We start from the raw sequence: 12,911 nt of genomic DNA, 5'->3' as shown, positions 1-12,911 counted from the left end.
CCATGGCGTCCACCCCGGCGTCCACCCCGGCGTCCACCCCGGCGTCCACCGTCGAGGTTCGCGCGGTCACGGTGGCGTTCGGCGGCCTGCGCGCCCTGCGCGGCGTCGACCTCGACATCGCGCGGGGCGAGCGACTGGCCATCATCGGACCGAACGGAGCCGGCAAGACCACGCTGTTCAACGTCATCGCCGGCGACATCGCACCGACCACCGGCGCGGTGCTGATCAGGGGTCAGGACTGCACCCACCTCCCGTCCCGGCACCGCCCCCGGCTCGGCCTGGCGCGGACGTACCAGAAGGCGCGGGCCTTCGCCGGCCTCACCGTGCGCGAGAACATCTATCTCGCGCTCGCCGGTCACCGCGGCCGGCACCGGGCGCTCTGGCGGTCCTCGGCCGACCGCCGGATGCGCGACGAGGCCGCCGAGGCCGCCGCCAGGGTCTGGTTGTCCGGGCAGCTCGACGCGGTGGCGGGCGAGCTCGCACACGGACAGCGCAGGCAGCTCGAACTGGCGATGGCCATCGCCACCCGGCCGGACGTGCTGCTGCTCGACGAACCCGCCTCCGGCCTGTCCCGCGGGGAGCGGGAGCGGCTGGTCGAGTTGCTCGAGTCGCTCGACGAGCAGCTGACCCTGCTGCTCATCGAGCACGACATGGACGTCGCGTTCCGGATCGCCGGGCGGGTCGTCGTGCTGGCGGACGGCGAGCAGGTCATGGCCGGATCACCAGAGCAGGTACGTGCCGATCCGCACGTCCACCGGATCTACCTCGGCACGGAGGCGCCGGCATGAGCACGAACGACGCGCTGCTCGAGGTGCGCGACCTGCGTGCCGGCTATGGAGCGTCCCTGGTCCTCGACGGCCTGAGCCTGCGCATGGGGGCCGAGTCGGTCGCCGTGGTGGGGCGAAACGGGATGGGCAAGACCACCCTGTGCGACACGCTGGTCGGGTTCCTCCCGGCGTCGGGCGGCGAGATCCGGCTGGCCGGTCGGAGAGTCGACGGGCTGGCTCCCGAGAAGGTCGCCCTCGCCGGGATCGCCTACGTGCCCCAGGGACGCCGGCTCTTTCCGTCGCTCACCGTCGACGAGCACCTCGCCATGATGGCCCGGCGAGCCAGGGGACGGCGCTGGACGCCCGACGCGGTCTACGAGCTGTTCCCTCGGCTCGCGGAGCGCCGCCACCACGGTGGAGCGGACCTGTCCGGCGGGGAGCAGCAGATGCTCGCCGTCGGCAGGGCGCTGCTGCTGAACGCGCCCCTGGTCGTGATGGACGAACCCTCCGAAGGCCTGGCACCCACGATCGTCGACGTGCTGGTCGACGTCGTCGGTCAGCTGGTGGCCGAAGGCGTGGCCGTGCTCGTCGTCGAGCAGAACCTGCGGGCCGCGGTGCGGCTCGCGAACCGGCAGCTCGTCATGGTCTCCGGCCGCATCGAGGCGGAGTTCACCGGTGACGAGTTGCTGGATCGCCCCGAACTGCAGCGTCGCTACCTCGGAGTCGGCTCCGCGCCGGCGTCGGCCGGTGTCGCTGCCGGAAGCCGGCACGAGGAAGGGGAACGGACATGACCGCGACGAGGGCGCTGACGAGGGCACTGGGGGCCAACACCTGGATCTGGACCTCGCCGCTGACCGACGAGGGGCTGGCCGAGCTGGCGCCGAAGATCCGCGAGTGGGGCTTCGACGTGATCGAGCTCCCGGTGGAGAACCTGGGCGACTGGGATCCCGGCCGGGCGGCGAAGCTGCTCGACTCGCTCGGCCTGTCGGCCACCATCGTCGTGGCCATGGGGCCGGGTCGCGAGCTGGTCGCCACGGACCGGGAGACGATCACCGCGACGCGCGACTACCTGCGGCGGGTCGTCGACGTGGCGGCGGCGGTCTCGTCGCCGGTGATCGCCGGTCCGATCTACACGTCGGTCGGCAGGACGTGGCGTATCGGTGAGGCGGAGCGTCGTGGCTGCTACGAGCAACTTCGCGACAGCCTCGAGCCCGTGGTTCGGCACGCGACGGACGCGGGCGTCACCGTCGCCGTCGAACCCCTCAACCGGTACGAGACCAGCCTGATCAACACCGTCGACCAGGCGCTGGAGGCGTTGGACGGTCTCCCGGCCGAGGGCTGCGGCGTCGCCCTCGACGTCTACCACATGAACATCGAGGAGCGCGGCATCACCGAGGCGATCCGGAGGGCCGCCGGCCGGATCGCGCACGTGCAGGTCTGCGCGAACGACCGCGGTGCGCCGGGCGCCGATCACCTGAACTGGCCCGGCATCGTCGCCGCGCTGAACGCGGCCGACTACCGGGGGCCGCTCGTGATCGAGTCGTTCACCGGCGACAACGAGACGATCGCGACGGCGGCGTCGATCTGGCGGCCGTTGGCGAAGACGCAGGACGCCATCGCCGTCGACGGGCTCGCCTTCCTCACCGGCGTGGTGCGGGGAGGAGGTGCGTCCTAACCGACATGCGCAGGTCGGGCTGTTCACCTCGGAGGATCTCCGGTCCCCATCCGCAACGAAGCGACGGTGAGATGTCAATGCGACGACTTTCCCTCTACCTCACGTTCACGGTGGTGGCGGCGTTCCTGGCCGCCCTGCTCCCGGGCAGTGCCATCAGCTCCGCACAACCGCCCGAGGACGACTACCAGGTCCTGTTCTTCCACAAGACCACCGGGTTCCGGCACGACTCGATCGAGGCCGCGCTCACCGCGGTCGAGGACCTGGGCGCCGAACACGGGTTCACCGTGACGCAGACGCAGGACTCGTCGGTCTTCACCGACGAGGGCCTCGGCGAGTTCGAGGCCGTGGTCTTCTACACCGACGGTGAGAACACCCTGAACACGCCACAGCGGACCGCGTTCGAGCGATACACCCAGCGCGGCGGCGGCTTCGTCGGCCTGCACTCCACGTCCAACACCGACAAGGCGGACTGGCCGTGGTGGCGCGACCTCTTCGGTGGGGCGTTCTTCGTAAACCACCCGCCCATCCAGTCCGCGACGGTGCACGTCGACGACGCGGAGCACCCGGCGACGGCGCACTTCGGCAGCTCGTTCCAGTGGCCGGACGACGAGTTCTACAACTTCGCCGCGAATCCGCGCGACGCGGGAGTCAAGGTGTTGCTGACCGTCGACGAGGCCACCTACAGCGGCGGGCAGATGGGTGCGGACCACCCCGTCTCCTGGTGTTCGGAGTACGACGGCGGCCGGACGTTCCAGACCGCGCTCGGGCACTCGGCCAGCCACTACGCCGACCCCGGCTTCCGGCAGCACATCGGCTGGGCCATCGACTGGGCCGCCGGCAACACCGAGGCCGACTGCGGCGAGCCGCGCACCGGCATCCCCACCGCCGCGGCCTTCGAGAAGGTCGCGCTCGACGACAACACGGCCAACCCGATGAAGCTGGACGTCGCCGCCGACGGCCGGGTGTTCTACACCGAGCTGGGCGGCGCGGTGAAGGTCTACCACCCGGACACCCAGCAGATCTCGACCGCCGGCCAGATCCCGGTGTACCGGGGCCAGGAGAACGGCCTGATCGGCATCGCGCTGGATCCGGCGTTCGAGCAGAACGACTTCCTCTACCTCTTCTACAGCGACCCGGCGTCGAGGACCGTCGACGGCATCGCCGGCGGCGTGCAGCACGTCTCGCGGTTCACGCTCGACCCGCTGACCGAGACGATCGACCTGGACTCCGAGGTGGTGCTGCTGGAGATCCCCCACCAGCGGGTCGAGTGCTGCCACAGCGGCGGGCACCTGGACTTCGACGCCGAGGGCAACCTCTACATCTCCACCGGCGACGACACGAACCCGTTCGCGTCCGGCGGGTTCGGGCCGTTCGACTACCGTCCGGGTCGCCAGCCGTGGGACGCGGCCCGGTCCTCCGGTAACGCCGCCGACCTGCGCGGCAAGATCCTGCGGATCAACCCCATCGAAGACGCCACCGGCGGCGACGCGCCCGGCGTCGGCAGCACCTACGACGTCCCGGGCGACAACCTGTTCACCAGCGGCGAGCACGACGGCCTCTTCCCCGGAGGCACCTACGACCCGGCGCTCGGCCGCCCGGAGATCTACGTCATGGGGCTGCGCAACCCGTTCACCCTGGACATCGACCAGGAGACCGGTGTGCTCACGTTCGGCCTGGTCGGCCCGGACGCCAACCCCGCCGGCGGCGTGGACCCCGACCGGGGCCCGCGTGGCTACGACTACTGGGCCCAGGTGCACGAGGCGAGCAACTACGGCTGGCCGTTCTGCATCGTCAGCGACCAGCCGTACCGGCACTACGACTTCGCCACCGGTGCGGTCGGCGAGCCGTACGACTGCGCCGGCGGACCGGTGAACGACTCGCCGAACAACACCGGCATCGACCGGCTGCCGCCGGTCGAGCAGCTGCCCACGGTCCGCTACCCGTACTGCGACAGCCAGGGCGGGTACTCGGCCCCGCCGCCGCATCCCGAGGTGCCGTGCGGTCCCGTCGCCGGCGGGTCCGCCTACGGGACCGGCCGCGCCGCATACGCCGGCGACACGTACCACTTCGACCCCGAGGTCACCGCGGACGGCAGGTTCCCCGAGTTCTTCGACGGCAAGCCGTTCGTCATGGAGTGGGAGCGCGACTTCATCGCCACGATGGACCTCGACGAGAACGGCGGGTACGTCGACGGATCGCTCAGCGAACAGTTCCACGGCTTCCGGTTCGACGACAGCCTGCGCCTGCGCAAGCCGCACGACATGGAGTTCGGCCCGGACGGCAACCTGTACCTGATCGAGTGGGGCGACGAGTTCAACTTCGGCGGCGGCGGGGTCAACCCCGACTCCGGCCTGTTCCGGATCAGCTACGTCAAGGACGGCCGGACCCCGACCGTGCACTCGTCGGCGTCGCCGGACAACGGCCAGCCGCCGGTCGAGGTGAGCTTCTCCTCGGAAGGGACCTTCGACGCCGACGGCGACGCGATCACCTTCGCCTGGTCGTTCGGCGACGGCGTCACCAGCACCGAGCCGAACCCGACCCACGTCTACACCGAGGCGGGCGTCTACACCGCGCAGCTCGTGGTCACCGACAGCACGGGCCGCGCGGCCACCTCGAACCTCACGATCACCGTCGGCAACACCGAGCCGGTGGTCACCATCGACCTGCCCGCGCACGGTCAGGTCTTCGAGTGGGGTGACGAGGTCCCGTTCCGCGTCACGGTGACCGACGCGGAGGACGGCTCCACCGCTGACGGCACCATCGACTGTGCGGAAGTGCTCGTGCAGCAGGGCGTCTACCACGACACCGGCGGCGCGGTGCACGTGCACCAGGGCCCGTCGCAGTACGGCTGCGAGGGCACCATCGTCACCGATCCCGAGAGCGGGCACGAGGGCGCCAACGTCACCACGATCATCACGGCCAGCTACACCGACGCCGGTGACCACCCGGACGCGCGTCCGCTCACCGGTGGAAACAGCCACCTCCTGCGACCGGCCACCACGGAGGCCGAGCACTTCACCGAGTCCTCCGGCGTCACCACCGGCCCGGGCAACGACCCGCTCGGCGGCGGCGAGACGATGCGGGGTGGGAACGGTGCCTGGGCGGCGTACGACCCGGTGAGCCTGGGTGGTGTCGACTCGCTGGGACTGCGGGTGTCGGCGCTCGCGGACACGACCGTCGAGATCCGGCGGGACGCACCCGACGGGCCGCTCCTGGGCACCGCGGACGTCCGGGCGTCGGTCGCGGCCGAGCGGGTGCCAGGACAGGACGGCTTCGGCAACGCCGTGCGGTTCAACACCGGCACCGCCCTTCAGTACGCCGAGCTGCCGACGGGCGTCGTCGGTGACCTGACCGGGGACTTCACCATCGCCACCTGGGTCAACCGCGCGGCCACCGGGCAGGACTGGTCCCGCATCTTCGACTTCGGCTCCGGGACCGGCACCAACATGTTCCTGACCCCGAACGCCGGCGGCACGCCAGGGCTCCGCTACGCCATCACGGCCGAGGGCAACTGCTGCGAGCAGCAGATCAGCCACGACCAGGAGCTCCCAGCCGGGTGGCACCACGTCGCGGTGACCCTGTCCGGGACCACCGGGACGTTGTGGCTCGACGGAACGCCGGTCGCGACGAACGCGAACATGACGCTCAACCCGGCGGAGCTGGGCGAGACGACCCAGAACTGGCTGATCCGGTCCCAGTACCCGGACCCGTACCTCGACGCGGCGCTCGACGAGTTCCACATCTTCGGCTCCGCGCTCGACCAGGCGCAGATCCAGGCGCTGATGGCGGCACCCGCCGGTGACGGCGGTGACGTCGGCGATGTCGTCGCCTACGACTTCGACGAGACCGGCGGCACGACGCTCGTCGACTCGTCCGGTCAGGGCAACGACGGCTCGATCGTCCTGAACCCGGACGTCGCGAACTGGACCGACGTCACCGTCGACCTCCAGCCGAGCGAGGGCAGCACGAAGCTCTACCTGGTGTTCCCCGGTGCCGAGGCGAACGTCAACTGGCTGCACTTCGACGCCGAGTCCAGCGTCCAGGTGCCGACCGTGTCGGCCACCGTGGCTCCGGCCGAGCCGGACGGCCAGGAGGGCTGGTACGTGACGCCGGTGACGGTGACACTGGCCGCGGACGACGCCGACGCCGACATCGAGTACCGCGTCGACGCGGGGGAGTGGGCGCCGTACACCGGGCCGGTCACGCTCGACCAGGACGGCACCCACGCGGTCGAGTACCGGGCGACCAACGAGGCCGGGACCTCGGAGCCCGACGTGGTGGAGGTCGCGGTCGACGTCACCGCCCCGGAGACCGTCGCGGTCGTCGACGGTGACCTCGACGGCGACGTCTACCTGGGGCCGGCGACCCTGATGCTCGCCGCCACGGACGTGGCGTCCGGCGGCGTCGAGACGCACTACCGCCTGGCCGGCGAGGCCGACCCCGTCGTGTACTCGGGACCGGTCACACTCGACCCGGCGGCGGCGCACGAGGTGGAGTACCGCTCGGTCGACGCGGCGGGCAACGCCGAGGACTGGCAGCGGTTGACGGTCGTCGTCGCCGACACCACGGTGATCGTCGGCGGGGTCGACAGCCACGTGGTCAACCGGACCGTGTCGAGCGGTACGACCATCAACGACCTCATCCTCGACGAGGAGCCGTGGAGCGGTCGCGGTGCGTTCCTCCAGCACGTCAACGAGGTCATGCGACAGCTGCGTGCCGAGGACGTCATCACCGGACGGGAGGCGGGCTGGATCCGGCGGGCGGCCGCCCACAGCGGCGTCGGGAGGAACTGAACCCGACCATTACACCAGCTCAGGCAGGGTGTACCGGACACTCCGGTCACCCTGCCGGCTGGTTTCCGAAGCACAACAGGCCCTCCCGCGCCCGGCCGCGTACGATCGCACGACATGGCACGATCTTCGACACGACCCAGGTTCGGGCACGTGGTCGCGCTCGGGGCCGCTCTGCTCGTCATCCCCACGGCCGGGGTCCCGGCGGCGGACAACGGGACCAGGCCGGTCCCCGACCGGGTGGAAGCCTCGGAGCTGACCAAGAGCATCGGGTTCTACGTCGGCAAGAACCGGACCGACGACGGCTCCGTGCTGCTCGGCGGCTTCGGTCACGAACCGTCCAGCCACTGGCTCGAGATCGTGCCACGACGCCAGTTCCCCGAGGGCGCGACGACCCGCGTCGGGGTGACCGAGGAAGCGAGCTATCCCGGCGAGCTCACCGAGATCCCGCAGGCCCGGCGGACCAGCAAGTACATCACCTCGAACTACTCCGAGTTCGCGGGCTTTCCCGCGCCGCTGACCAACGGAGGTCTGAACGAGCACGGTGTCGCGGCCCGCGACATCTGGTCGCCGTCGAGCGAGCGCCTGCTCGCGCTCACGAAGAACCCGCAGGTCGGCCCCAACTACAGCGACCTGGCGCGGATCGCCATGGAGCGGGCCCAGGACCGCCCGTGAGGCGGTGGAGATCGTCGGGTCGCTGATCGACGAGTACGGGTTCTCGACCTATGGCGGCAACTCGCACCTGTTCGCCGACGAGAACGAGGGCTGGGTCCTGGTCAACTACGGCGGGAGCCAGGGGCTGTGGGCGGCCGAGCGGCTGGGGCCGGACGAGGTCCGCGTGTCGTTCCCCGGCTATCTCAACCCGTTCCCGCTCGACTACCGGGATCACCCGGACGAGTACCTGGCGTCGGACAACTTCGTCGACTTCGCGGTCGACCGGAAGTGGTTCGACCCGGCGGGGAAGGCCTGGTTCGACCCCCAGGAGGTCTACGCCGGGTGGCAGCCCGACGAGCGGGTGGTGACGCCGACGCACCCGTGGGGCAACAACGTCCAGTCCGATCTGGAGCGGGAGCTGCGCGCGGACCTGGGGCCGGTTTCGCTCTCGGACATGCTGGCCTACGTCCGGGATCCACGGTGGTCGCACGACCGCTCCGGCTACGGCCACGTGGCGCAGCTGGGCAACGCCGAGCATCCGGAGCTCAACGTCCTGTGGACGGCCGTCACGGGCGCGGTGTCCACCCCCTACGTGCCGGTCTACATCGGCGCCAAGGACGTGCCGCCGGAGTACAAGCAACACCGCTACCTGACCAGCGACGCCGCCTCCTCGCACCTCGCGGCCGACTACGCGCCGCTGGAGGCCACCCGCTACGCGCCGCGGACGTTCAAGCGGCTCATGTACCACATGTGCGAGCACCCGAGGACGTTCCTCAAGCCGGTCACGGCGGAGATCGAGGCGTTCGAGCAGCGGCTGCTCAAGGAGCAGCGCAGGATCGGCGGGAAGGCGCAGCGGCTGTTCGCCGCCGGCCGCGACGAGGTCGCGCGGACGTTCCTGACCGACTACGTCGAGCGCCGTCTGCTCGACGCGCTCGACCTCGGTGAGGACCTCGCCCAGGAGGTCGAGCGCGAGACCAGGAAGCGGTGGGGCATTCGCATGCCGACCGGCCGCGATCTACCCGGCGAGACCTACCGTGCGGAGAGCCAGAGCATGAACCGCGGCGGCCTCCCGGGCTCGGCGAACGACATCGTGTTCTGCTACCGCGAGGGCATCGACGACTACCCCCGTGAGCACGGCTCGTACCGCGGCCTGGCGGGAAGGCTCGTGTCGCCACGTTAGCTGCCGCGGGGTGTGTCCGACCCCGCGTTGGTCAGCGGGCGCCCCCAGCTCGGGCGGTCGCGGAGTTCCAGTACCCCGCCGAGTGACCTGTGGTCCGAACTCCCAGTCGTCGGGTACCACGGCCGCGTGGCGCCGGGAACGAGCGGAGCTCGAAGGTGAAGATGGTCAAGAAGGTGCGGCCACCGGCAAGATTGGGCCGGCTGCTGTTCCGGCTACCGACTCATTTCCCAGCGGGTGGGTCTCGGCTGGCTGTTCGGTAAAACGCACTATGCTGGTCAATCACATCGGCCGGGGTCACCGGGATGCCATATGTGGAGTTCACCATGTCGTTGCTGGGAGTGAACTTGCATTAAACGGATCTGAACCCGTCCTGCTTTGTGCACGGTTTTCTCTGTTTCTGCAGATCAGGTACTTGTGGAAACCGCAGCCCCGGCGCATGCGACGTTAGTGCAGCACGCCGTGGCTGGTCTCGTGTTCATGCCGCGTCCAGGTCGGCGGGCGTTTCCGGCGTCGCTCGTCGAGCACATCGGCGCCGTCGGCGATGGCGCACCGCCGGCTGTTACGACCTCAAGCCTGCGTCGCCGACCAGCCGCCGAACGGTTCGCCGCCTGACCGACCACCGCCGCCCCGTCCGCGATCGCGTTGAACGACAGCCGTCGACGTCCAGCGTAGTTCGGGTGGAGCTCAGGAACTGGAGTATCAGTGGCGGCAGGCTCCAGCCCAGTGGGCGAGGTCGCACCAGCATCCGCGAGGAGCCATAGGCGGAGCCTGGACCCCTTCCTCGTGGCGACCTGCTCCGGTATCACGTGGAGCTGATGTGATTTTGCGGTGGGTTGTGCGTGCGCTGGTGCTGAGCGTCGTGGACGTTCGGGACCACGCACAGGGTCGTGTCCAGGCCGGTGACGTGGATCGGTCTGAGTACTTCGGGTTGCTGGGCCACGATCCGCAGTGTGCTGCCCAACGAGCGGCAGCGGTGATGGTGGTGGACCAGGGTTCCCAGACCGCGTGCGCCGAGAAACGCGACGCGGCTCAGGTCCACGACCACCGGCGCGGGTGGCACCACGATCGCTTCCGCGTACTCCAGCTGTTCCTCCAGCATCAGCGCGGTGACCAGATCGACCTCCCCGCACGCCTCGACGAGCACGGTATGGCCCTGCACGGTCCTTTTCACCCGCAGCGGCCGGTCGCCGGTGAGCGTCTCGAGGTCCACCGAGAGTTCCTCGGAGTAAAGCTGGTTGTTGTCGTTCATGTCGGCTCGCCCTCCCGAAGCTCGATCGCTCGTTCCAGCGCTGACCGCCCGTCCATGTCACTTCCGCATGTCCCGCGTCGACCGAGAGCGCGGACGCGACGGTCAGGAGACGATCACCGGGGATGTCCAGCCCGGTGGAAGTGGACGCGGATGGTGGTGCGATCGTCGCTGCGATGGATGCGGACCAGATCTGTGAGCAGGTTTGTCGCGAGGAGGCCGCGGCCCCGAATCTGTCCTGGTGTCGCTGGCAGTCGCCCGACGAGGGGATCGGGGATCGTCCCGGCGTTGGTGGTCTGGAACACCACCGCGTCCTTGGTTGTCCAGGCCAGCACCCGCGGGTTGCCGGTGCCGTGTTCGATGCTGTTGGTGACCAGCTCGTTGACAACGAACGTAACGTCGTCGAGCCGGTCGGTCTCGACACCGGCTTGTGCCGCTCGCTGCCTGGCCCAGCGCCGGATGAGCGGGAGTTGATCGGCCGCCACGGCGTGTTCCTGCGCCGAGGCCGGTTCGGTGAGCGGCGTGTTGTAGGCGTCGACGACTTGCTCGGGAGCGTAGTCGCGACTGCGCCACCATCGGTCGCCGTCGACCATGATGGGATGCGTGGCGGCAGCGTCGGCCAGCACCACCGGATCCAGCCCCTGCGCGTCGTAGGGGCACAAGATGGTGACCTCTCGACCGAGGAACGCGGCGTTGATCAACGCTTCGTGTTGCACGCATGCCGGGTACTCGCTACTGCTGCGACCGGGCCAGATCGGTTCCCCGATGATCCGAGCCCGGCGGTCGGTGTGCTGGTCGGCGAACGCCCGCAACACCCCGGGGATGATCCGGCCGGGGTTGCGCCCGGCCTTGGTCATGTCCAGCCATCGCACTTCGTCCACCCGTCCGCCCCGGATGCCCACCTCGTCCTGGATCGCGCGCAGGTTCGGGCCGGGAACCGCGACCGCCACCGGCTCACCAGCCGCCTGCCCGTCGAGAATGAACGGGACCGTGTGCGCCAGGTACTCCGGTTCGTCACGGTAGAACACCGCAGAATGGGTGAAGGGGTCGTGATCGAGTGACGCGGGTTCGTACCAGCTCGTGCCACGTCTAGAGGGACCGGGGTCCGAATCCATACCAGACGATACCCCGCCGCTCACCAGTGGAAACCTTCGGGCCCTGGGCCGGTCGACGACGGGTCGAAGGCCCGGTAACGCCGCCGGGGACGGAGCCGTTCCGGAGATGCCGTCAGGCATGCTCGGCGGTCGGAATCGGCGATGATCTGGCCGCCGACTGCCATCAGTGCCGTCCATAGGTCCGTCCGTGGTCGGTTCGCGGGTCAGTCCTGATACCGCGGCATGTCCGGGTAGCGCTGGTACAGGCGGTTCCGGGTGCCACTTGGCGCAGACCTTCGCTCGACGTACGAGATCGGCCGCGGCCAGGGTGGCGGCGACGATGCGGCGTCGCCGAATCTGTCTGGGCATCGAGCCCGGAGCGTCACTGCTCGCCGGGACGGCGGGCGGGTGTCGGGGTCGGGTGTGGACGGCGGAAGCGGTCCACGCGGTACGGGCGCAGCACGTCTTCTTCCGCGCCCGAGCAGACCTCCCGGGCCGCCAGCTCGCCGAGCAGGGGAGCGAGGGTCACCGCGCTGTGGCTCACCACCACGTAACGGTGTGCGCCCAGCGGTCCGACGACCGGCAGCCCGTCGGCGGGCAGAGCGCGTTGGCCGACGACCGCGGACTCGACGCGCACCGGGTACCCCAGCCGGTCGCGGACTCGCTCGGCCATGGTGGACACCACCGAGGGTGGGACGGGTCGCGCCGGGTCCGCGAGCACGTCCTGGTCGAGGGTCTGTGCGACCAGCGCGCCACCTCCCGCGGGGCGCAGGTTGACCGTGCTCGTGGTGACAACCCGGGACAGTCGTGCCGCCACCGGTGCCGTGCGGGCGAGGAAGCCGACCGCCGCGTTGCCCGGGGCGGGCTCGATCATGGGCACGTCCTCGTGCAGTGCCGCCGTGTGCCGGCCGAGGCAGGTGACCACGTGGTCGGCGGTCAGCGCGGTGCCGTCGGACAGCTGCACCGACGCGCCGGTGCGGTGCTCCTCGACGCCGACCACGCGCTGGTTGGTCGACACCGGAACCCCGGCGAGCATCATGGCTACGAAGGCCTCGGGGTGGCAGTGCGCCTCGTCCGGGAACCACGCTGCGAGCGCGTCCGGTTCGACCCGGAGGTCCGGTTCCAGCGCCGTCACCTCCGCCGGGGCCAGGAAGGACGCCGGGTACCCGGTGGCCGCGAGCCGGGTCACGCGTTCGGTGAGGCGGGTCCGGTGCTCCTCGGTCGCGGCGACCTCCAAGTGCCCGTTCGGCACCAGCCAGCCCGCCGCCACCCCGCCCAACCGGTGGTGCTCACGGATCGCGGCCGCGTTGAGTTCCTGGTAGTGCGGGGGTTGCTTGTTGTTGCCGTTGACCCACGCGAACGTGGCCGCCGACGTGCCGGTCGCGGGTGCCGGCGCGGCGTCGAGTACCCGCACCTCGTGCCCCCGGGCCGCGATGCGGTTGGCCACCGCGGCACCGAGCACCCCGGCTCCCAGTACGAGCACTCGCATGGCACCTCCGGCGTCG

8 protein-coding genes and 1 pseudogene are annotated in these 12,911 nt (G+C 70.3%); 6 read left to right on the top strand and 3 right to left on the bottom strand.

Annotation, left to right across the window (positions count from 1 at the left end):
* Positions 1-2: 2 nt before the first annotated feature.
* The 6 genes from JT362_RS15440 to JT362_RS15415 all read left to right on the top strand — a co-directional run bounded on the left by JT362_RS15440 (position 3) and on the right by JT362_RS15415 (position 9,066).
* Positions 3-788: an ABC transporter ATP-binding protein gene (locus tag JT362_RS15440; RefSeq protein ID WP_260191894.1), complete on the top strand. Its 786-nt coding sequence runs from the start codon at positions 3-5 to the stop codon at positions 786-788.
* The gene (locus JT362_RS15435) at positions 785-1,558 is read left to right on the top strand and encodes an ABC transporter ATP-binding protein (RefSeq protein WP_260191893.1); all 774 of its coding nucleotides are present in this window, start codon (positions 785-787) and stop codon (positions 1,556-1,558) included. The genes JT362_RS15440 and JT362_RS15435 overlap by 4 nt, the downstream gene beginning before the upstream one ends.
* Complete coding sequence (locus JT362_RS15430; RefSeq protein ID WP_260191892.1) at positions 1,555-2,442, top strand: sugar phosphate isomerase/epimerase family protein; 888 nt, start codon at positions 1,555-1,557, stop codon at positions 2,440-2,442. The genes JT362_RS15435 and JT362_RS15430 overlap by 4 nt, the downstream gene beginning before the upstream one ends.
* A 77-nt stretch (positions 2,443-2,519) precedes the next feature.
* Positions 2,520-7,235 carry a ThuA domain-containing protein gene (locus JT362_RS15425; protein WP_260191891.1) on the top strand — a complete coding sequence of 1,572 codons (4,716 nt, stop codon included), beginning with the start codon at positions 2,520-2,522 and terminating at the stop codon, positions 7,233-7,235.
* Positions 7,236-7,349: 114 nt separating this feature from the next.
* Positions 7,350-7,907 (top strand): hypothetical protein, encoded by a 558-nt coding sequence (locus JT362_RS15420; protein ID WP_260191890.1) that lies wholly within the window; start codon positions 7,350-7,352, stop codon positions 7,905-7,907.
* Positions 7,908-7,911: 4 nt separating this feature from the next.
* Complete coding sequence (locus tag JT362_RS15415) at positions 7,912-9,066, top strand: C69 family dipeptidase (RefSeq protein ID WP_260191889.1); 1,155 nt, start codon at positions 7,912-7,914, stop codon at positions 9,064-9,066.
* Between the two features lie 802 nt (positions 9,067-9,868).
* Here JT362_RS15415 and JT362_RS15410 read toward each other — a convergent pair.
* From JT362_RS15410 to JT362_RS15400, 3 genes and pseudogenes are all read right to left on the bottom strand, one after another.
* The gene (locus JT362_RS15410; RefSeq protein ID WP_260191888.1) at positions 9,869-10,315 is read right to left on the bottom strand and encodes an STAS domain-containing protein; all 447 of its coding nucleotides are present in this window, start codon (positions 10,313-10,315) and stop codon (positions 9,869-9,871) included.
* 113 nt (positions 10,316-10,428) lie between these two features.
* Positions 10,429-11,355, bottom strand: a pseudogene (locus JT362_RS15405) (anti-sigma factor RsbA family regulatory protein); the annotation flags it as partial.
* 433 nt (positions 11,356-11,788) lie between these two features.
* Positions 11,789-12,895: an NAD(P)/FAD-dependent oxidoreductase gene (locus tag JT362_RS15400; RefSeq protein WP_260191887.1), complete on the bottom strand. Its 1,107-nt coding sequence runs from the start codon at positions 12,893-12,895 to the stop codon at positions 11,789-11,791.
* Between the last annotated feature and the right edge of the window lie 16 nt (positions 12,896-12,911).

It is taken from the genome of Actinophytocola gossypii, assembly GCF_025165815.1.
Taxonomy (GTDB): domain Bacteria; phylum Actinomycetota; class Actinomycetes; order Mycobacteriales; family Pseudonocardiaceae; genus Actinophytocola; species Actinophytocola gossypii.
The sequence above is the reverse complement of the archived record's forward strand: the minus strand, read 5'-3'. Positions and strand labels throughout refer to the sequence as shown.

Coding starts and splice junctions, on each gene's coding strand:
- JT362_RS15440 (WP_260191894.1), top strand. CDS start 3: ATGGCGTCCACCCCGGCGTCCACCCCGGCGTCCACCCCGGCGTCCACC.
- JT362_RS15435 (WP_260191893.1), top strand. CDS start 785: ATGAGCACGAACGACGCGCTGCTCGAGGTGCGCGACCTGCGTGCCGGC.
- JT362_RS15430 (WP_260191892.1), top strand. CDS start 1,555: ATGACCGCGACGAGGGCGCTGACGAGGGCACTGGGGGCCAACACCTGG.
- JT362_RS15425 (WP_260191891.1), top strand. CDS start 2,520: ATGCGACGACTTTCCCTCTACCTCACGTTCACGGTGGTGGCGGCGTTC.
- JT362_RS15420 (WP_260191890.1), top strand. CDS start 7,350: ATGGCACGATCTTCGACACGACCCAGGTTCGGGCACGTGGTCGCGCTC.
- JT362_RS15410 (WP_260191888.1), bottom strand. CDS start 10,315: ATGAACGACAACAACCAGCTTTACTCCGAGGAACTCTCGGTGGACCTC.
- JT362_RS15400 (WP_260191887.1), bottom strand. CDS start 12,895: ATGCGAGTGCTCGTACTGGGAGCCGGGGTGCTCGGTGCCGCGGTGGCC.